The sequence below is a fragment of the Litchfieldella rifensis genome, assembly GCF_042646605.1.
GTDB lineage: Bacteria > Pseudomonadota > Gammaproteobacteria > Pseudomonadales > Halomonadaceae > Litchfieldella > Litchfieldella rifensis.
Window position 1 is genome coordinate 310,108 of sequence record NZ_JBHRUG010000031.1, and the last position, 19,642, is coordinate 329,749.

Here is a 19,642-nt window from a genome sequence, read left to right on the forward strand (position 1 = left end):
TCCGGCTTCAGGAGAACCCATGTTGTACAACTTCGGTTCGATCAATATCGATCATGTCTACCGGGTGGCGCATCTCGTGCGCCCCGGTGAAACCCTGGCCAGTTCGAGCTATCGCCAGGCACTCGGTGGCAAAGGGGCCAACCAGTCGTTGGCCATGGTGCGAGCCGGGGGCCGTGTCTGTCATTGGGGACGGCTCTGCAACGCCGACCGCTGGGTGCTGGATACCTTGTCCGCTGCCGGCGTTGATACCGCTAGTGTCGAGCTGACCGACGATCCCAGTGGTCATGCCCTGATCCAGGTCGATGACAGCGGCGAGAATGCCATCATTCTGTTCCCGGGAGCCAATCACGGTTTCGATGCCGCACGGATAGACGCCCTGATCGGCCAAGCCAGCGAGGGCGACTGGCTGTTGCTGCAGAACGAATGCAACGCTTTGTCGCGTGCCATGACCCGGGCACGGGAACGTGGCATGTCCATCGCCTTCAACCCGGCCCCCATGTCGGATGAAGTGAGACAACTGCCCCTGGAAACGTGCCAATTGCTGTTCGTCAATCGCGGTGAAGCCGCGGCCTTGGCCGGGCTCGACGCACAGAGTCCTTGCGAGGCTCTGCTCGATGCCTTGCATCGTCAACTGCCGACGGTCGAGGTCGTGCTGACCATGGGGGACGAAGGCGTCTGCTACCAGCATGGCCAACAGCGTCTGCGGCTGCCCGCCCACCGTGTCGAGGCCATCGATACCACGGCCGCCGGCGACACCTTCATCGGCTATTTCATGGCCGCTCGTCAGCACGGTCACGATGTCGAACGGTGCCTGCGCCAGGCCAGTGCGGCATCGGCACTGTGCGTGCAGCGAGCCGGTGCGGCGCCGAGCATTCCGGTATTCAGCGATGTCGAGGCGACCACTCGCGACTGGCCGTCACTGGAATTGACGTCATACTGAGAAAGGAAGGAAATCTCATGAACCATCCAATCATCTTCGATACCGATCCGGGCGTCGACGACGCCCAGGCCATCGCCATTGCCCTCGCCCATCCCGATATCGAGCTGCTGGGCCTGACCACCACCTACGGCAATGTGGACATCGCCACCGCCACTCACAATGCCTTGTTACTCAGCGAGCTGGCCGGTCAGCGAATCCCTGTTGCCCAAGGGGCGGCCGGCCCACTGGTCAAGACCAAGTACCCCGCTCCAGCCTTCATCCACGGTGAAAATGGCCTGGGCAATATCGAACTGCCACCGGTCAAGGGGCAGGCCGAGGCGACGAGTGCCGCCCAATTCATCATCGACCAGGTCAATGCCCGTCCGGGCGAGATCAGCCTGGTCGCTGTCGGCCCCCTGGGTAACCTGGCCGCTGCGCTGCAGCTCGATCCCGGCATCGTCGACAAGGTCAAGCAGGTCGTGATCATGGGCGGTTCGATCAAGGAAGGCGGCAATGTCACACCGGTGGCCGAAGCCAATATCTTCAACGACCCACATGCCGCTTTCCGAGTGCTGACCGCCGGTTGGCCACTGACCATGGTGGGGCTGGATGCAACCCATCGCTGCGTGCTGCGGCCTGCTGACATGGACATCATCGCTGTCGGCCAGGGGCGTCTGGGGGACATACTGGCCGGCAGCTACGCATTCTACAGCGACTTCTATCGGGGAGCCCTGGGCATCGATGGCTGCTGCCCGCATGATAGCTGCGCGCTGGCCTGGCTACTCAAGCCCGAGCTGTTCACCACCGCACGCGGCCATCTCATGGTCGTTACCGAGGGGGATGCCGAAGGGCAGACAATCTTTGCTCCCGAGGGGCGACCCTTCATCGATGCCCGCTGGTCACGAACGCCGCTGGTTGACGTTTGTACCGGGGCGGATGGCAAGGCGGTCGTGGAATGGATCGTCGAGACGCTCAAGTAGCGTCACACGATCGATGGCGGCAAGGCCGTCGGGGTGGTCGGCAGACTAGAGAGTGAGAAAGGTATCGTGATCGCGCCACTCGACACCCTCCAGTTCGACATGCGTGACCCGGGCGTCGGGCGGGCCCTGCCATAGCCACTGGGTCACGCTGTTGACGGCCTCCCCCTCGCCGCACAGCAGCACTTCCACGCGCCCATCGGGCAGGTTCCTGGCATGGCCGGTCACGTGGGCCTTGAGTGCCTGCTCCTGGGTCGCGCGACGAAACCACACCCCTTGCACCCTGCCCGACACCAGCGCCCTCACACAGCATTTCGACATCGTGACCTCCGTTCACTTGTGCCGCTGTTCTAGTTCTAGCAGCTTGCTCGCTCGCCGACCAAACCGAGCACTGGCAAGAACGCTCCTGAAGTGTTCTAGTCTAGATAGTGGAAGCCACAAGCTTCCTCTCTAGACGGTCACGGTCCCACCCGACCCGACCGAACAACAACGATCCTCATAAGGGAAATTACCATGCATGTCTTCCAGCATCCGGAATTCGACCAACACGAGCAAGTCGTCTTCGGTAGCGATACCGCCAGTGGCCTGCAAGCCATCATTGCCATTCACAATACGCATCGCGGACCGGCCCTGGGGGGATTGCGCATCTACCCCTATGCCAGCGAAGACGATGCCCTGACCGATGTGCTGCGCCTGTCGCGTGGCATGACCTACAAGTCGGCGCTGGCCAATCTCCCTCTGGGGGGAGGCAAAGCCGTCATCATTGCCGATCCCCGGCGCCATAAGACCCCTGCCCTGCTCGAGGCCATGGGACGCCTGGTCGACTCCCTGGGCGGACACTACATCACCGCGGAGGATTCCGGCTCCGACGAGGCGGACATGCAAGTGATCGCCAGGCGGACCGCGCATGTTGTTGGCCTGCGCAGAACCGCCAACGAGTCAGGAGACCCGTCCCCCTTCACCGCCCGCGGCGTGTTCTGCGCCTTACGCTGCGCCGTCCGTCACGGCCTCGGACGCTCTCAGTTGGATGGCGTGCGGGTCGCGATCCAGGGAGTAGGTCATGTCGGCGCTCACTTGGCCCGCGAGCTGCATGCCGCCGGTGCTCAGCTGGTCATCAGCGATGTGAATGGGCCGGTCGTATCACGCCTGGCCGAGGAGCTCGGCGCCAAGGTCCTGCCACCGCAAGCCATCTTCGATGCCGACGTGGACGTCTTCGCCCCTTGCGCACTGGGAGCGGTGATCGATGAGAAGGTCTGTGAGCGGCTGCAAGCCAAGGTCGTCGCCGGCGCAGCCAACAATCAGCTCGCCAGCCCGGCCGCGGGGCAACGGCTACATGAGCGCGGGATTCTCTACGCCCCGGATTATGTCGCCAACGCCGGGGGTGTGATCGAGGTTGCCTGGCAGCGTCGTGACGATTATCGCCGCGATGCCGTGATGGCCCACATCGACAGGATCGAAGCGACCCTGGACGAGATCTTCCAACGGGCTCGGCGTGAACGGACCCGCCCGGAAGAAGTCGCCGACCGGATCGCCGAAGAACGCTTCAAGCCACAGGCACACTGTGCTGCCTAGATGGTGGTTGCCTGCGCCTCGTGGAGGCGCAGGTATCGCTCGGCCTAGGCTAGGTATCGGTCAACAGCTCACGCTTGACCAGCACTGCAGAGTTGCGCGGCACGATAGCCAGCCCCCGACCCAACAAGTGGCACTTGGTGAAAGCCGCGCCGAACAGCAGAATCAGAGACGAGTAGTAGACCCATAGCAGAATCAGCACGACCGAACCGGCCGCCCCATAGGTGGAAGCCGTCGCGGTATAGGCCAGGTAAGCGGCGATGGCATAGCGCCCCAAGGCGAACAGCAATGCCGTGACGACGGCGCCGACCAGCACATCTCTCCAATGCAACACCACGTCGGGTAACACCTTGAAGATGGTGGCGAAAAGCACCGCGATCACCGCCAGCGAGATCAGAAATTCGGCGCCACCCGCCAGCAAGCCGATGAAGGGCAACAAGCCTTCGGCATGGTGCAGTATGGCTCGCAGAACCACCCCGAATACCAGTGAGACGAGCAGAATGAAGCCGATCGATAGCACGACAGTCAGCGATAGCAGACGATTCTTGAGAAAGATCAGTAGGCTGTTGCCGCTGGGCTTGGCGGTCACTCCCCATATGGTGTTGAGCGAAAACTGCATCTGTGCAAATACCGTGGTTGCCCCTAGCAGCAAGGCACCGATCCCCATCAGCGACGGCAGGAGCCCCGACTCCTCGATCCGCGACTGGGCCACGGCATGTTCGATAGCCGTGGCTGCCTCCCGTCCCATGGTGTCCTGAAGCTGCGCCACGACCTGGCCCTGCGCAGCGTCTTCTCCCATTACTATGCCGATTACCGTCACCGCAATGATCACCGTCGGCGCCAGGGAAAACAGGGTATAAAACGCCAGCGAACCGGCGTAGCTGAAGGCATTGCGCTCGATCCACAGGCGCATGGCGTCGCGTGTGATACGCCACCAGAAGAGGGTTGTATCCTTGATCACGAGTGCTCCCTAGTCATGTCACAAGACGTATGCAGCATAACAGTTCGCGCAATTAATCAAGCGTTTACTGTCAAAGCTGCATTGCAGCGAGAAGTCTTGCCGCGGATAATGACTCACGACCTGCCGCCGATCCATCGTCATTCGCAATGCCGGGAGTCCCCATGGCGTCACCGCCACCACCCTCGCCCACTCAGCCCCCCGACTTCGACTGCCTGGTCTTCATTGGGCGATTTCAGCCGCCCCACCTGGGGCACCTGGCGGTGATCCATGAGGCCTTGAAACGAGCGCGTCAGGTCATCGTGCTGGTGGGATCGGCCTGGCAGGCTCGCTCATTGCGCAATCCTTGGCGCTTCGAAGAGCGCTTGTCGATGCTGAGGAGCTGCTTCGACGACGAGGATAACCGGCGCCTGGAGATCGAACCGCTGCTGGACGCCCTCTACAACAACGATGTCTGGGTGCGTGATGTGCAACGCAAGGTCCGCGACATCGCCAGCCCCAGCCACGGCAAACTGCCGCGTATCGGCCTGATCGGCGCCAGTCGCGGACAATCGAGTTATTACCTTAGCCTGTTTCCGCAATGGGAGTCGGTCAGTGTTCCACTGGTCGAGGGGATTTCTGCCAGCCAGATTCGCGAGCGACTCTTCCGCTCACCCTCTTCGTCGAACGATTACCTGTCGACCGGTGCGGCCCATGACTTGCCGCCCAGCGTGCACCAGGCCCTGCGCGACTTCGATGCCAGTGATGCCTGGCAGCGGCTGCAGGAGGAACAGCGGCTGCTGAACCAGTATCGCCAGGCCTGGGCCGATGCGCCCTACCCTCCGATCTTCGTCACCGTCAACGCCGTCGTGGTGCAATCCGGTCATGTGTTGCTGGTCAAGCGAACGGCGGCTCCCGGCAAGGGGCTGCTGGCCTTGCCCGGGGGGTTCATCAACTCGCACGAGCGACTGCTGGATGCCTGTCTGCGCGAACTCCGCGAGCGCGTTCGGCTTAAAGTGCCCGAGCCGGTACTGAAGGGATCGTTGCGCGGGCAGCGTCTGTTCGACGAGCCGCATCGAAGCTGGCGTGGCCGAACCCTGGCGGAAGCCTTCTACTTCGCGCTGCGTCCCGAACAACAACTCCCCCAGCTCAAACCGACCAAGGGGGGCGAGCATGCACGCTGGGTGGCGCTGGCCGACCTGGAACCGGAGACGCTGTTCGAGGACCACTTCTTCATCATCCAGAATTTCCTGGGCTTGCCGGCCGACTTCAGCGGAGCCTGATGACTGTTGGGATGCCTCGTTCCGTGACCATCGTTCCCTGCCGGTCAAGGATTTCGACGGGATCACGCCTGAAGGAAATCGCGTGGTAGCTTCATCATCTGCCGCCAGAGTTTCTCCACGCCGGGTTTGTGGACCAGTGAGCAGCGATACAGACGAATCTCCAACGGCACGTCCCAGGCACTGTCTGCTGCCCGGACCAGACGGCCACTGGCCAATTCCTCGCGGATGCAGAAATCGGGGATCCAGGCCATACCCACCCCCTGCAGCATCATGCCCTTCAAGCCCTCGGCCATGGCGGTTTCGTAAACGGTGCGCAGGCGCAATCGCAAGGGGTCGTTCTTGAGCAACATGCGCACGCTGCGGCCGAGAAAGGCGCCCTGGGTGTAGGCCAGGTAGGGAATCGGCTCGCTACCCGCCAGCGGGAACCGCGGCTCCCCCTGTTCGTCGGGCAGGCAGACTGGAATCATCTTGACCTGACCGATCGAAAAGGACGGAAAGGCCTCGGAGTCGAGCTGCATACTGGCGTAGGGGTCGTAATAGCCGAGCATCAGATCGCAGTTGCCTTCGCGTAGCACATGAATGGCATCGCCGACATTCATCGCCACCAGCCGTGTGGGCAGTTCCCCCAGCCCCTGCTGCAGACGCGAGATCCACTGCGGGTAGAAGGCCAAGGCCAGGGAATGGGCCGCGACGATGTCGAGTGCCTCATTGGCCATCGACAGGCCACGCAGATGGCCGAGGCATTCGTTCAGTTGCTCGACCAGGTTGCGCGCCGTAACGAGGAAGAGTTGTCCTTCCGGCGTCAATCCCACTGGCGTGGTAGAGCGATCCACCAAGGTCACCCCTACCGCCTGTTCGAGCGAACGGATACGGCGACTGAACGCCGGCTGGGTGACATGGCGTTGCCGCGCCGAGGTGGAAAAGCTACGGGTATTGGCCAGGGCAACGAAATCTTCCAGCCACTTGGTTTCGAGGTTCACCGCGACTCCCGATGGCATGCCGTAAAAATCAACAGTTTACTTGAGTGCCGGTCAGACGACCAACGCCACGGTCGACTTTCTGCAAGCACCTGCCGCAGCATCGAAGATTGTGCAAACGATTCTGGTATCCGTCTCTATTGTATCGGCGACAGCAGATAGGCAGCACGTGCAATCAACTTGCTCCATAGGGGGCGCCGCTTGAGTTCGTCATAGCTGATGCGGCGACAGGCGGCGAAGTCTCGCTCGAGCATCAAGCGAACTTCCGCGGCGAAGCGCTGATCGTGCACGAAGGCGGTAATCTCGAAATTGAGACGAAAGGAACGGTTGTCCAGATTGACGGTGCCGACGGTGGCACTGTGATTGTCGATCAGCATCACCTTCTGATGCAGGAAGCCTGGTTGATAGCGATAGATCTTCACACCGGCACGCACCATGTCGGGCAGGAAAGCAAAGGCAGACAGGAAGACCAACAGGTGGTCGGGGCGCTCGGGAATCATCACCCTGACATCGACGCCGCGCATCGCCGCCAGGCGCAAGGCATCTTGGACCCCTTGGTCGGGAACGAAATAGGGGCTGGTTACCCAGAGACGCTCGCGCGCATTATGCATGGCCTGCTGCATCAACAGACTTGCAGTCTCGAGACGGTCGGCAGGCCCCGAGGGCACGATCACCACGTTCTGGCACTCGGTACAAGTCACCTGAGGAATCCAGGTCAGGTTGAGCACGTCACCCGTGGCCCAGTGCCAGTCCTCCCAGAATGCTTCCTGCAATCCCAGCACGCTTGGCCCGGTCAGCTTGAGATGCGTATCGCGCCAAGGGCCGTGCCGCTTGTGTTGGCCAAGGTACTCCACACCGACATTGAAGCCACCCAGCCAGCCGATGCGGCCATCGACAACCAGAACCTTGCGATGATTGCGAAAGTTGAGCTGGAAACGATGACGCCACCCCCGCGAGGAATTGAAGGCGCTCACCTCGACGCCTGCCGCGCCGAGATCCTTGAGATAGCCTTCGTTGAGCTTGCGGCTGCCGACTTCGTCGAACAGGAAATAGACTCGCACGCCACGCTCTGCGGCATGTTCGAGATGTTGTTTGAGCTTGAGCCCCAGAGCATCGTGGCGAACGATGAAAAATTGGATGAGGATGTATTCCTCGGCCTCGTCGATGCCCGTAAACAAGCTGTCGAAGGTAGCTTCTCCGTCCACCAGCAGCTCGGCACGGTTGCCACTGGTCAGCGGCATCCTGGCGAGCTGTTCGATAGCCAGGGTATCGCCTTGGTAGGTCGTGGCCAGATAAGGCTCGATCAGATGGCGGTAGCGTGCCAGCACGCGCCGCAAAACAGTGTCTCGCTCGCCGCGAGCCGAAACATAACCATAGAAGCGTGGTCGCCCGAAGACCCAATACGCAGGGAGCGCGGCATACGGAAAGGTCACCAGTGAAATGATCCAGGCGATGGCACCCTGTGAGGTACGACTCGACATCAGCGCCAGCACCGCGGACAGTACCCCCAGCAGGTGAACCATGAAGATGGCCAGCCCGATCAGCCAAGAGGTCATGTCGCTCCTCGTCTACATGCAAGTGCGGTAGATGACGCCACGTCAATGGCATGGCATGGTGCCTTGACGTGGCGGTTGCTCAGGCCCGTTCGGCGATGATCTCCTTCCACTTCGCCGGACCGATCCGATGCACTGATTCGCCTTGGCTATCCACCGCCACGGTGACCGGCATGTCCTCGACCTCGAATTCATAGATCGCTTCCATGCCCAGATCCTCGAAGCCTACCACGCGTGATTTCTTGATGGCCTGTGCGACGAGATAGGCAGCGCCCCCCACTGCCATCAGATAAGTGGCTTTGCTGTCGCGAATCGCGTCAATAGCGGTGGGCCCACGCTCCGCCTTGCCGACCATGCCCAACAGGCCAGTCTGCTCGAGCATGGTGCGAGTGAACTTGTCCATGCGTGTAGCGGTGGTGGGACCGGCCGGACCGACGACTTCGTCGCGCACCGGATCCACCGGGCCAACGTAATAGATAAAGCGCCCTTTCATGTCCACGGGCAAGGGCTCCCCCTTGGCCAGCATATCGACCATGCGCTTGTGAGCGGCATCTCGGCCGGTCAGCAATTTGCCGTTGAGCAAGAGAGTATCCCCGGGCTGCCAGTTCTGGACCTCCTCGGCGGTAATGGTGTCGAGGTCGACGCGCTTGACGTTCTCGCCCACTTCACGGGTGATTTCCGGCCAGTCCTCGAGCTTGGGGGCTGGCAGCTCGGCGGGACCGCTGCCGTCGAGGTGGAAGTGCACATGGCGGGTGGCGGCGCAGTTGGGAATGATTGCCACCGGTTTGTTGGCGGCGTGGGTCGGGTAGTCCTTGACCTTGACATCGAGCACCGTGGTCAAACCGCCCAGTCCTTGGGCGCCGATGCCACTGCTGTTGACCTTGTCGTATAGCTCGAGACGCAATTCCTCGGCGCGGTTGCTCGCGCCGCGGGCCTGCAACTCCTGGATGTCGATGGGATCGAGCAGCGCTTCCTTGGCGATCTCCATGGCCTTTTCAGCGGTGCCGCCGATACCGATGCCCAACATGCCGGGCGGACACCAACCGGCTCCCATCTTGGGCAACTGTTCCAGCACCCAATCGACCACGCTATCGGATGGGTTGAGCATGGCGAACTTGGACTTGGCCTCACTACCGCCGCCCTTGGCGGCCACGTGCACCTCGACACCGTCGCCAGGCACGATCTTGTGATGGATAACGGCTGGCGTATTGTCCCTGGTATTCTGACGCTTGCCGTCCGGATCGGCGAGCACCGAGGCACGCAATACGTTGTCCGGCAACTGATAGGCCCGGCGCACGCCCTCATTGATCATGTCATCGAGGCTCATGTCGGCTTCCCAGCGCACGTTCATGCCGACATGCACGAAGACCGTGACGATGCCGGTATCCTGGCAGATCGGGCGGTGGCCGGTGGCACACATGCGTGAATTGATCAGGATCTGGGCAATGGCATCCTTGGCCGCCGGGTTTTCCTCGCGCTGATAGGCGCCATGCATGGCGTCGATGAAGTCCTTGGGGTGGTAATAGGAAATGTACTGGAGGGCGTCGGCCACGCTTTGGATCAAGTCATCCTGACGGATCACGGTCATGAGGAAGGGACTCCTGGGCAGTGACGGATGGCCCGCCGCTGGCGCTGTCAGGTTGCGCAGAGCGGGCCCTGGTGGGCGCGAATTATACCCTATTACCTGGTAGACGTCAGATGGCACGTCCGGGTAGATGAGAGGTAAGCGCAGATAGATAACGGTATAAATTCTTGGTTACCCCAAGACCAGCAACTGCTCCTTATACTGATGAATGCGGTCGCGCAACCTTGCCGCCTCCTCGAACTCCAGGTTCTGGGCCGCTTCGAACATGGCATCTTCCAGGCGCGAGATCTCGCGCTTCAGTTCGTCGCCGCTCATCGGCTTGCCCTTGCTCTTGTCGTAGACCGCATCGCGTTCGGCCACCAGACGCTCGGCGCGTTTGCGCCCCCCCTTCTTGCCTGGGGTCTGGGCACCTTCCATGATGTCAGCCACCGACTTGGTCACCGACTGCGGCGTGATGCCATGCTCCTCGTTGAAGGCGATCTGCTTGGTGCGACGGCGCTCGGTTTCGTCGATGGCTCGCCGCATCGAGTCGGTCACCCGGTCACCATAGAGAAGTGCCTTGCCGTGGACATGACGCGCAGCACGCCCGATGGTCTGGATCAGCGAACGTTCGGCACGCAGGAAACCTTCCTTGTCGGCATCGAGAATCGCCACCAGTGACACCTCGGGAATATCCAGGCCCTCGCGCAACAGGTTGATGCCGACCAGCACGTCGAACTTGCCGAGGCGCAGATCGCGGATGATTTCCACCCGCTCCACGGTATCGATATCCGAATGCAGATAACGTACCCGTACATCGTGCTCGCTCAGGTATTCGGTGAGATCTTCGGCCATGCGCTTGGTCAAGGTGGTGACCAGCACCCGCTCCCCCACCTCGGTGCGCAGGCGAATCTCGGAGAGCAGATCGTCGACCTGAGTCGAGGCCGGGCGCACCTCGACCTCGGGATCCACCAGACCGGTGGGGCGCACCACCTGTTCGACCACCTGGCCGGCATGCTCGGCCTCATAGGGCCCCGGCGTGGCCGAGACGAAGATCGTCTGTGGACAGATACGCTCCCACTCCTCGAAGGTCATGGGGCGATTGTCCAGCGCCGAGGGCAGGCGAAAGCCGTACTCGACCAGTGTCTCCTTGCGCGAGCGGTCGCCACGGTACATCCCTCCCACCTGGGGCACACTGACATGGGACTCGTCGATGAACAGCAGGGCATCGGCCGGCAGATAATCGAAGAACGTCGGCGGCGGCTCGCCCGGCGCTCGCCCCGACAGGTAGCGCGAGTAGTTCTCGATACCGTTGCAATAGCCCAGTTCGTGCATCATCTCGATATCATAGAGAGTGCGCTGTTCGAGACGCTGGGCCTCGACCAGCTTGTCGTGCTTGCGCAGCCAGTCGAGTCGTTCGACCAGCTCGCTCTTGATGTTCTCGGCGGCCGCGATGATCGTTTCCCGCGGCGTGACATAGTGACTCTTGGGATAGATGGTCATACGCGGCACCTGTCCGCGCACTTCGCCGGTCAGGGGGTCGAACAGCCGGATCGAATCGATCTCGTCGTCGAACAGCTCGACACGCACTGCCTCATCCTCGGCATCGGCGGGAAAGACGTCGATGACATCGCCGCGTACCCGATAGGTGCCACGCCGGAAATCCATGTCGTTACGCGTGTACTGCAGCTCGGCCAGCCGCCGCAGGAAGCTGCGCTGGTCGATCAGCTCGCCACGATTGAAGTGCAGGCGCATCCTCAGGTACTGGTCGGGGTCGCCAAGGCCGTAGATGGCCGAGACCGAGACCACGATCAGCGCATCACGACGCTCCAGCAGCGCCTTGGTGGCCGACAGGCGCATCTGCTCGATATGGTCGTTGATCGAGGCATCCTTCTCGATGAAGGTGTCCGAAGAGGGCACGTAGGCCTCGGGCTGGTAGTAGTCGTAATAGGAGACGAAGTACTCCACGGCGTTGTCGGGCAAGAACGACTTGAACTCACCGTAAAGCTGCGCCGCGAGGGTCTTGTTGGGCGCCATGACGATGGTCGGGCGCTGCAGGCGCTCGACGATGTTGGCCATGGTGAAGGTCTTGCCCGAGCCGGTCACGCCGAGCAGGGTCTGGTGCGCCAGACCCGCCTCCAGTCCCCTGACCAGACTATCGATGGCCGTCGGCTGATCGCCGGCAGGCCGGAACTTGGAATGGATCTGAAAGGCTTTGCTCATCAGCGATCTCTCGTCATCGACGGGTAGCCCGGGATTCATGCGATGACTCATCTCTGGCGAGTGGTGATCTCGACCGTGGAGGTGGTCATCAGGCGGTGAATCGGGCAGCGGTCGGAAATTTCGGTCAGCCGCGCGCGCTGCGCCTCGTCCAGATCGCCACGAAAGCTTAGCGCCACGTCGAGTCGATAGACTCCATTGCGCTCGTCACGTTCATCACGGCTAACGGTGGCCGTGACACCTTCGAGCGGCCACCCCTTGCGATAGGCGTACATCTGCGCCGTGATCGACTTGCAGGCCGCCAGGGACAGGTCGAAATAGTCATGCGGATCGGGGGCGCTTTCATCGCCACCGACGATCCTCGGCGCATCGACGAACAGATCCTCGAAGTTTTCAAAGGTCGCCTGCTGGCGATACTTGCCATCACGTACACTGATCACCGTGATGGTCATGTCAATGCACCTTCACGCCGAGTGCCTCGACGGCCTCGATCAATGCTTCGCGACGCACGCGCCCTTCCACTTCGGCACCATGGCGCCCGACTTCGACACTGTCGACGCCATCGAGCATCATTAGCGCCGTGGTAATGCGATTGACCAGGTCGGCACTGTCGACGCCATCGAAGCTCAGGGAAATATGCGCCATGATCGGCTCCTATCAAAACGGTATGAACTCTCGCATTAGTCTATCATGCGTCCGGGACCGTGGGCCGACCTTGAATCGTCGCGCCAAGCCCCCAATACCATATACTGTGATGACGCCATGCCCGATGCGATAACGGAGTGCACCGTATGACCGACTGGAGTGCCCTGGTGGGCGCCACGCCCCTGAACGAGCGGCGGGTGACATTCGACACCCCCAACCAGGCACGCCAGGCGCTGGATGCCAGCGTCCGTATTCCCTTGATTCACCTGGGAATCCTGGAAGTCGCGGGGACCGATGCCGAACGCTTCCTGCAAGGACAGGCCAGCGCACAGCTTACCCTGACCTCTTCGGGATTCGCTCCGTTGACCTGCTTTTGCACGCCCAAGGGGCGCATGCTGGCCAACGCCCAGGTGGTACATGTCGAAGAACAGCGCTTCTGGCTGATTCTCGAGCGCAGCCTGCTGGCATCGTTGAAAACGCATCTCGACAAGTTCGCGGCCTTCTACAAGGCCGAGATGCAGGTTCGCGACGATCTGGCGCTGCTGGGCATGATCGGTAACGATGCACCGGCGCTGCTGGAAACCAAGCTGGATATCGAACCACCGGCCATCTGGCACCATGCCTGCCATGGCGATGTGCATGCGCTACGCCATCCCGGTCCTCGCCCACGCTTGCTGCTCATTGTCCCTGCGCGGGAAGTGAGTGCCGTCTGGGAGTCACTGGCTCACCAGACGTTGCCGGTGGGCAATGCCGTCTGGTGCCTGCACGACATCCAAGCCGGTCTGGCCTGGATGAGCGACGTGCACCGGGACGCCTACTTGCCGCAGATGATCAACTGGGAGGCCTTGGGCGGCATCAGTTTCAAGAAAGGCTGTTACACCGGCCAGGAGGTTGTGGCGCGTGCGCACTTCCGCGGCCAGGTCAAGAAACGCCTGATTCGCGCTCAACTCGACGGCGCGGAATTACCGGCCCCGGGGTCGCCGGTGGAAGATGCCGAAGGCAAGATCCAAGGGGAGGTATTCAGCGCCGAACTCGATGCCTATGAGCAGGCGGAAATTCTGGCAGTGATGACCACCAAGGAAGTGGCAAGTCCTCTATCGGTGGCCGGTCAGCGGCTCAAGCCGCTCAAGCTGCCCTACGCCGTGGAACGTCTCGACCCGGAAAGTCTGGCAGAGAAGGGATGACACAGGTGCCCAGCTGCGCTCGCTCAGCAGCTCCCTAAGGAACTGCCGAAAAGTCGTCTCGCCGTCGTTGAACTGTCGGCAGCCACTGTCTCGGCTGACTGCCCGCGCAAGAGGGCCACTGCCTCACAGACCGCGGCCACCCGCGCTGGCTCGTTACGGGTTCCCTGATAGCCCGCCAACGGCATATCGGGACTATCGGTTTCCAGCACATAGCCGTCCTTCGGCACGCCGGCCACGGCCCGCCGCAGCCGCTGGGCCCGTTGATACGTCACGGCGCCCCCCAGCCCGACCACGAACCCCAACTCGATAAAGCGTTCCGCCTGCTGCAGACTGCCGGCGAACGCATGAATCAGACCACCCTTGGGCAGGTCAAGCTGGCGCAAGCGCTTGGACACCTGGTCGTTGGCGCGCACACAGTGGATCACTACGGGTAGGTCATGTGACTTGGCGATGCGTAGCTGGGCATCGAACAGCGCCCACTGGGCGTCCAGCGTCTCGCCGAAGCGGGCATCGATCCCGCACTCGCCGACTGCCACCACCTCGGGATGGACGTCGAGCGCCTGTTGCAGTGCATCGAGATCGCCATCGTCATGCTCGGCCAGGAAGCAGGGATGCAACCCCAGGCACACACTGACATCGGCCCGCGCCCCGAGTGCCAACACGCCACTCCAGCGGTCACGGGTCGTCCCCGGCACCACGACATGCCCTACGCCCGCCGCCCGGGCCCGTTCGAACGTCGCCTCACGATCGATATCGAAATCGGGAAAATCCAGGTGGCAATGGGCGTCGATCAACATAAGGCAGCCGTAAGTTCGGAGCTGTAAGCTGTAAGCACCTCGCAGATCCCTTGAGCTTTAATAACTTAAAGCTTACGGCTTACAGCTTACGGCTGGGTTTAATGCTCGCGAGTGGCGGCGAAGCGAATCTCCGGCCAGCGCTCCTGGGTCATCTGCAGGTTGACCCGCGTCGGGGCGATATAGGTCAGATAGCCGCCACCGTCGACGGCGAGGTTGGTGCTGGCCTTGCGCTTGAACTCATCGAGCTTCTTGGCGTCGTCGCAATAGATCCAGCGCGCGGTCTGCACGTTCACGGCCTCGTAGACGCAATCGACCTTGTACTCTTCCTTGAGGCGATGAGCCACCACGTCGAACTGCAGGGCCCCTACCGCACCGAGGATCAGATCATTGTTGTCGAGCGGCATGAAGACCTGAGTCGCTCCTTCTTCGGAAAGCTGCTGCAACCCCTTCTGCAACGCCTTCATTTTCAGCGGATCCTTCAGCCGCACACGCTTGAACAGTTCCGGGGCGAAGTGGGGAATGCCGGTGAAGCGCATGTCCTCTCCCACGGTGAAGGTATCGCCGATCTGGATGGTACCGTGATTGTGCAGGCCAATGATGTCGCCGGGCCAGGCCTCCTCCACCTGGGCACGGTCCGAGGCCATGAAGGTCAGCGCATCGGCGATCTTGACGTCCTTCTTGATCCGCACATGGCGCATCTTCATGTTCTTCTCGTATTTGCCCGAGCAAACGCGCAGGAATGCGATCCGGTCACGGTGGTTGGGATCCATGTTGGCCTGGATCTTGAAGACGAAGCCGCTGAAACGCTCGTCATTGGCCGTCACTTCCCGAATATCGGTCTCGCGCGGCTGAGGGGCGGGGGCGTACTCGACGAAGCCATCGAGCATCTCGCGCACTCCGAAGTTGCCCATCGCGGTACCGAAGTACACCGGGGTCAGCTCGCCGCGGCGATAGGCCTCGAGATCGAACGCGTGAGACGCACCGCGCACCAGTTCCACTTCCATGCGCAGTTCCTCGGCCTGCTCCGTGCCCAGCACCTCGTCGACCTCGGGGTTGTCGAGCCCTTCGATACGCTTGTCGTCGGGGATACGGTTGCCCTGCCCCTGGGTATAGAGGTGAATGACATCGTTATAGAGGTGGTAGACCCCCTTGAAGTGACGTCCCATGCCGATCGGCCAGGTCATTGGCGCACACTGGATATCGAGTACCGTCTCGACCTCGTCCATGACCTCGATGGGATCGCGGGTATCGCGATCGAGCTTGTTGATGAAGGTCAGGATCGGGGTGGTACGCAGTCGACAGACATCCATCAGCTTGATGGTGCGCTCCTCGACCCCCTTGGCGGCATCGATGACCATCAGTGCCGAGTCGACCGCCGTCAACGTTCGATAGGTATCCTCGGAGAAATCCGCGTGCCCCGGCGTGTCGAGCAGGTTGACGATGCGCCCGTGGTAGGGGAACTGCATCACCGAGGTGGTCACCGAGATGCCCCTTTCCTGCTCCATCTTCATCCAGTCGGAGGTGGCATGGCGGTCGGCACGCTTACTCTTGACCGAACCGGCCAACTGGATGGCATTCCCGAACAACAGCATCTTCTCGGTGATGGTGGTCTTGCCCGCATCGGGGTGAGAGATGATGGCAAAGGTTCTTCTGAGCCCGACTTCACGGGCTAGCGATGTTTCGGACATGTAAGGCGATTCACGACGTCTGACGCGACAGAAGCCATGAAGGCCTGGTCGCGAGTGGATGGAGTTAGGCGGCAATTCTACGGGGTTGAGCAGACATCGTGTAGGCCTTGCGTGAAGGAAAGACCGACTCAGCGCTCTCGCTGATAACGAACCCCGTCTTTTTCCAGCTCCACGACATAGGCAAACGACTCCATGACACCGTCCAGATCGCCTGGCTCGCCGTGACTGTCATCCAGCATCGACTCGGGAATCACTTTCACTCCGGTTCCGGTTACATACTGGACACGGGCGGGATAGTGCGTGCCATCGTGATCGATGACGACGTGCTCACCGGCGAAGCAGCGCCGCAGTTTTTCGAAGAACACCTCATCGTTCACCGTTTCCGTACGCATGATAGCTCTCCATCCTTCGCTGATAGACATGCTTTCGAGTCTAGAACTCGCCGATAGCGCCGGCAACTGGCGCCATCAAGGCTGAGAAAGCGCGCCACGATCGGGTATCATGACCACCATTGCCTGAGCGGAGTGATCATGCATCCAGCCCTGCCCCTGCCGCTATCGACGCCCAACCGCAATCTGGTGCGCCTGACCATTGTGCGTGGCATCACCTGGACCGGCTTTCTGGCGGCCATCATCTTCGGCATCGAGGTACTGGGTTTCCAGTTGCGAGTGATCCCGGTGATCAGCGTCATCGTCGCCATGGGATTGGTCAATGTCGCCACCTGGTGGCGTCTGGGCCGGCCCCGGGCCGTGACCGACACCGAGTATCTGCTGCACCTGCTCGCCGACGTGGCCGGCTTGACGCTGCTGTTCTATTACACTGGTGGGTCCACCAACCCCTTCATCACCTACTATCTGGTGCCGGTGACCATCGCCGCCGCCACCCTGCCTTGGCTGTACGCCTGGATCATCGCCAGCGGCGCCATGGCCGGCTATACCTTCCTGATGCTACTCTACGAGCCGGTGCCACAGCTCAGCCATGGCGTGGTCGTCGGTGCCATCAGCCTGCACGTGCTGGGCATGTGGCTGAATTTCGGCTTGTCGGCGGGATTGGTGACGTTCTTCATCTACAAGATGGCGCATGCCTTGCGCCGGCGTGACCAGACGCTATCGCGCACTCGCGAGACGGCATTGCGCAACGAACAGGTACTGGCAGTGGCTACGCAGGCGGCGGGTACCGCCCACGAGTTGGGCACACCGCTTTCCACCATGGCGGTATTGCTCAAGGAAATGCGTCAGGACGTCTCCGAAAGCTCCCCGTTACGCCAGGACATCGACCTGTTGCGTACCCAGGTCGATACCTGCAAATCGCGTCTGCAGCACCTGGTGGCCAATGCCGACCGGCGACGCCTGGCGGAACCCGAAGTCAAGACCGCCGAGACATGGCTTACCGAAGTCGTTCAGCGCTGGTTGGTCTTGCGCCCGGATGTCAGTCACCGCTTCCAGGTGGCCGAGCGCCGTGGCACTCCCCACCTGGCCGTCGATGCCACCCTGGATCAGGCACTGATGAACCTGCTCAACAACGCCGCCGACGCCAATCCCGAGAATATCGTGATCAACCTCGACTGGGATGCCGACCAGGTCATTATCGACATTCGTGATCACGGGCCCGGGGTGGCCATGTCGATCGCCGACCAACTCGGCGATACCTTCGTGTCCACCAAGAGCAAGGGCATGGGTATCGGCCTATTCCTGACCCACGCCACCATCAACCGTTTCGGCGGCGGAGTCAGTCTCTACAATCATGAGGAAGGCGGCACCCTGACCGAGGTGAAGCTGCCTCGACGCGATGCCGATCAGAGTTGAGGAAGAGCGCCCGAGATGGGCCATCGAGAGGACACCATGCAAGACGCCAAGCAACGCCTGCTGATCGTCGACGACGACGAGATGTTCTGCCATGTCATGCAGCGCGCCATGGCACGCCGCGGTTTCGAGGTCATGGTCGCCACCGACGCCGACCAGGCCCTGGCCCTGGCTCGCCAGACCCCGCCGGCCATCGCCACTCTCGACCTCAAGCTGGAGCACAGTTCTGGACTCAAGCTATTACCCCAGTTGCTGGACATCGCCCCGGCGTGTCGGGTGGTCGTACTGACCGGCTATTCGAGCATTGCCACCGCCGTGGAAGCCATCAAGCTGGGTGCCGTGAACTACCTGTGCAAACCGGCCGATGCCGACGAGATCCTCGCCGCTCTCGACAAGGAAGGCGGCGACCCGAACACCGAGGTCGCCGACAACCCGCCGTCGATCAATCGCGTGACCTGGGAGCATATCCAGAAGGTGCTGCAGGAGCACGACGGCAATATTTCCGCCACCGCCCGGGCCCTGGGCATGCACCGCCGCACGCTGCAACGGAAGCTGCAGAAGCGGCCGGTGAGGCGATAGCCGTAAGCCGTAAGCCGTAAGCCGTAAGCCGTAAGCCGTAAGCCGTAAGCCGTAAGCCAAGACGATGAATCCACCTTTGCTCGATGCAACGGTTCTTCTTACAGCTTATAGCTTACAGCTCCCGTAGGAGCTATTGGGCCGTCCACCCCAAGTCGATATTCCAGCTTGCCCCGGTCACCGCGCCGGCGGCGTCCGACGCCAGGTAGGCGGCCAGTGACGCCACCTCCGAAGGATCGATCAGGCGCTTGATAGCGGCATTCTTGAGCATGATCTGCTCGATCACTTCCTGCTCCTCCATGCCGTGCATGCGTGCCTGGTCGGCGATCTGGTTGTCGACCAGCGGTGTCTTCACATAAGCGGGACAGATGGCATTGGCGGTGATGCCGAGCGCACCGCCCTCCAGCGCCGCCGTCTTGGTCAACCCGACCATGCCATGCTTGGCACTGATATAGGCCGCCTTACCGGGCGATGCCACCTGGGCATGCACCGAGGCGATGTTGATGATGCGTCCCCAACCCGCCTTGCGCATATAGGGCCAGGCCGCCTGGGTCAGCAGGAAAGGCGCGGTCAGCATCAGGTCGAGTATCTGGCGCCATTTGGCTTCGGGAAACTCCTCTATGCTTGCCACATGCTGGATACCGGCATTGTTGAGCAGGATATCGAGATGCCCGAAGCGCTTGACTGCCTCGGCCACTGCCGCGCGACAGGCATCGGCCCCGGTCAGGTCGGCCTCGAAGAAGGCGGCGCCCGCCGCATCGGCTATCGCCTTGCCGTCGGGATTGTAGTCCACCGCCAATACCTGATGCCCCAGGTGACAGAAATGCTTGACGACGGCCTCACCGATGCCGCTGGAGGTGCCTGTCACCAAGGCCACGCGAGGGATGGTCGGCTGGGAAGTGGGGCTCATTGTACACTCCTGAAAGTCGAAGGGCTCGGTGGGGAAATATC

19 protein-coding genes are annotated in these 19,642 nt (G+C 61.6%); 7 read left to right on the top strand and 12 right to left on the bottom strand.

Features of this window, described 5'->3' with window-relative positions; genetic code table 11:
- Positions 1-19 precede the first annotated feature (19 nt).
- Positions 20-940, top strand: a complete 921-nt coding sequence (locus ACFOEV_RS17225) for a ribokinase (protein ID WP_386776115.1) — start codon at positions 20-22, stop codon at positions 938-940.
- A gap of 17 nt (positions 941-957) precedes the next feature.
- Positions 958-1,899: a nucleoside hydrolase gene (locus tag ACFOEV_RS17230; RefSeq protein WP_386776116.1), complete on the top strand. Its 942-nt coding sequence runs from the start codon at positions 958-960 to the stop codon at positions 1,897-1,899.
- Between the two features lie 45 nt (positions 1,900-1,944).
- Here the strand turns inward: ACFOEV_RS17230 and ACFOEV_RS17235 are convergent, their stop codons facing one another.
- Positions 1,945-2,217, bottom strand: coding sequence for an acylphosphatase (locus ACFOEV_RS17235; RefSeq protein ID WP_386776117.1), 273 nt, complete (start codon positions 2,215-2,217; stop codon positions 1,945-1,947).
- Between the two features lie 192 nt (positions 2,218-2,409).
- Between ACFOEV_RS17235 and ACFOEV_RS17240 the strand changes: the two genes are divergently transcribed.
- On the top strand, positions 2,410-3,468 hold the full coding sequence (locus tag ACFOEV_RS17240; RefSeq protein ID WP_386776118.1) for a Glu/Leu/Phe/Val family dehydrogenase: 1,059 nt from the start codon (positions 2,410-2,412) through the stop codon (positions 3,466-3,468).
- Positions 3,469-3,517: 49 nt separating this feature from the next.
- On the opposite strand, the gene ACFOEV_RS17245 is transcribed toward ACFOEV_RS17240, so the two are convergent.
- Entirely contained in the window at positions 3,518-4,426 is a 909-nt protein-coding gene (locus tag ACFOEV_RS17245) for a YihY/virulence factor BrkB family protein (protein ID WP_386776119.1), read from the bottom strand.
- Positions 4,427-4,587: 161 nt separating this feature from the next.
- Here ACFOEV_RS17245 and ACFOEV_RS17250 point away from each other — a divergent pair, with 161 nt between their 5' ends.
- A complete protein-coding gene (locus ACFOEV_RS17250) occupies positions 4,588-5,685 on the top strand; it encodes a bifunctional nicotinamide-nucleotide adenylyltransferase/Nudix hydroxylase (protein WP_386776120.1) in 1,098 nt (365 codons plus the stop codon).
- A gap of 62 nt (positions 5,686-5,747) precedes the next feature.
- On the opposite strand, the gene ACFOEV_RS17255 is transcribed toward ACFOEV_RS17250, so the two are convergent.
- The 6 genes from ACFOEV_RS17255 to ACFOEV_RS17280 all read right to left on the bottom strand — a co-directional run bounded on the left by ACFOEV_RS17255 (position 5,748) and on the right by ACFOEV_RS17280 (position 12,644).
- Entirely contained in the window at positions 5,748-6,665 is a 918-nt protein-coding gene (locus ACFOEV_RS17255; protein ID WP_386776121.1) for a LysR substrate-binding domain-containing protein, read from the bottom strand.
- A gap of 134 nt (positions 6,666-6,799) precedes the next feature.
- A complete protein-coding gene (cls, locus tag ACFOEV_RS17260) occupies positions 6,800-8,218 on the bottom strand; it encodes a cardiolipin synthase (protein ID WP_386776122.1) in 1,419 nt (472 codons plus the stop codon).
- Positions 8,219-8,297: 79 nt separating this feature from the next.
- Positions 8,298-9,803 carry a fumarate hydratase gene (locus ACFOEV_RS17265; RefSeq protein WP_386776123.1) on the bottom strand — a complete coding sequence of 502 codons (1,506 nt, stop codon included), beginning with the start codon at positions 9,801-9,803 and terminating at the stop codon, positions 8,298-8,300.
- 168 nt (positions 9,804-9,971) lie between these two features.
- Positions 9,972-12,002: an excinuclease ABC subunit UvrB gene (gene uvrB / locus ACFOEV_RS17270; RefSeq protein WP_386776124.1), complete on the bottom strand. Its 2,031-nt coding sequence runs from the start codon at positions 12,000-12,002 to the stop codon at positions 9,972-9,974.
- 47 nt (positions 12,003-12,049) lie between these two features.
- Positions 12,050-12,451 carry an OsmC family protein gene (locus ACFOEV_RS17275; RefSeq protein WP_386776125.1) on the bottom strand — a complete coding sequence of 134 codons (402 nt, stop codon included), beginning with the start codon at positions 12,449-12,451 and terminating at the stop codon, positions 12,050-12,052.
- Position 12,452: 1 nt separating this feature from the next.
- Positions 12,453-12,644: a hypothetical protein gene (locus ACFOEV_RS17280; protein ID WP_386776126.1), complete on the bottom strand. Its 192-nt coding sequence runs from the start codon at positions 12,642-12,644 to the stop codon at positions 12,453-12,455.
- Positions 12,645-12,790: 146 nt separating this feature from the next.
- Here ACFOEV_RS17280 and ygfZ point away from each other — a divergent pair, with 146 nt between their 5' ends.
- The gene (ygfZ, locus tag ACFOEV_RS17285) at positions 12,791-13,828 is read left to right on the top strand and encodes a CAF17-like 4Fe-4S cluster assembly/insertion protein YgfZ (protein ID WP_386776127.1); all 1,038 of its coding nucleotides are present in this window, start codon (positions 12,791-12,793) and stop codon (positions 13,826-13,828) included.
- Between the two features lie 23 nt (positions 13,829-13,851).
- On the opposite strand, the gene ACFOEV_RS17290 is transcribed toward ygfZ, so the two are convergent.
- The 3 genes from ACFOEV_RS17290 to ACFOEV_RS17300 form a co-directional block, all read right to left on the bottom strand.
- A complete protein-coding gene (locus ACFOEV_RS17290) occupies positions 13,852-14,625 on the bottom strand; it encodes a TatD family hydrolase (RefSeq protein ID WP_386776128.1) in 774 nt (257 codons plus the stop codon).
- Positions 14,626-14,723: 98 nt separating this feature from the next.
- A complete protein-coding gene (locus ACFOEV_RS17295) occupies positions 14,724-16,313 on the bottom strand; it encodes a peptide chain release factor 3 (RefSeq protein ID WP_386776129.1) in 1,590 nt (529 codons plus the stop codon).
- A gap of 128 nt (positions 16,314-16,441) precedes the next feature.
- Positions 16,442-16,705: a hypothetical protein gene (locus tag ACFOEV_RS17300; RefSeq protein WP_386776130.1), complete on the bottom strand. Its 264-nt coding sequence runs from the start codon at positions 16,703-16,705 to the stop codon at positions 16,442-16,444.
- A gap of 138 nt (positions 16,706-16,843) precedes the next feature.
- Between ACFOEV_RS17300 and ACFOEV_RS17305 the strand changes: the two genes are divergently transcribed.
- On the top strand, positions 16,844-18,118 hold the full coding sequence (locus tag ACFOEV_RS17305) for an ATP-binding protein (RefSeq protein WP_386776131.1): 1,275 nt from the start codon (positions 16,844-16,846) through the stop codon (positions 18,116-18,118).
- Between the two features lie 36 nt (positions 18,119-18,154).
- On the top strand, positions 18,155-18,694 hold the full coding sequence (locus ACFOEV_RS17310; RefSeq protein WP_386776132.1) for a response regulator transcription factor: 540 nt from the start codon (positions 18,155-18,157) through the stop codon (positions 18,692-18,694).
- Between the two features lie 130 nt (positions 18,695-18,824).
- On the opposite strand, the gene ACFOEV_RS17315 is transcribed toward ACFOEV_RS17310, so the two are convergent.
- Complete coding sequence (locus ACFOEV_RS17315; protein ID WP_386776133.1) at positions 18,825-19,601, bottom strand: 3-hydroxybutyrate dehydrogenase; 777 nt, start codon at positions 19,599-19,601, stop codon at positions 18,825-18,827.
- Between the last annotated feature and the right edge of the window lie 41 nt (positions 19,602-19,642).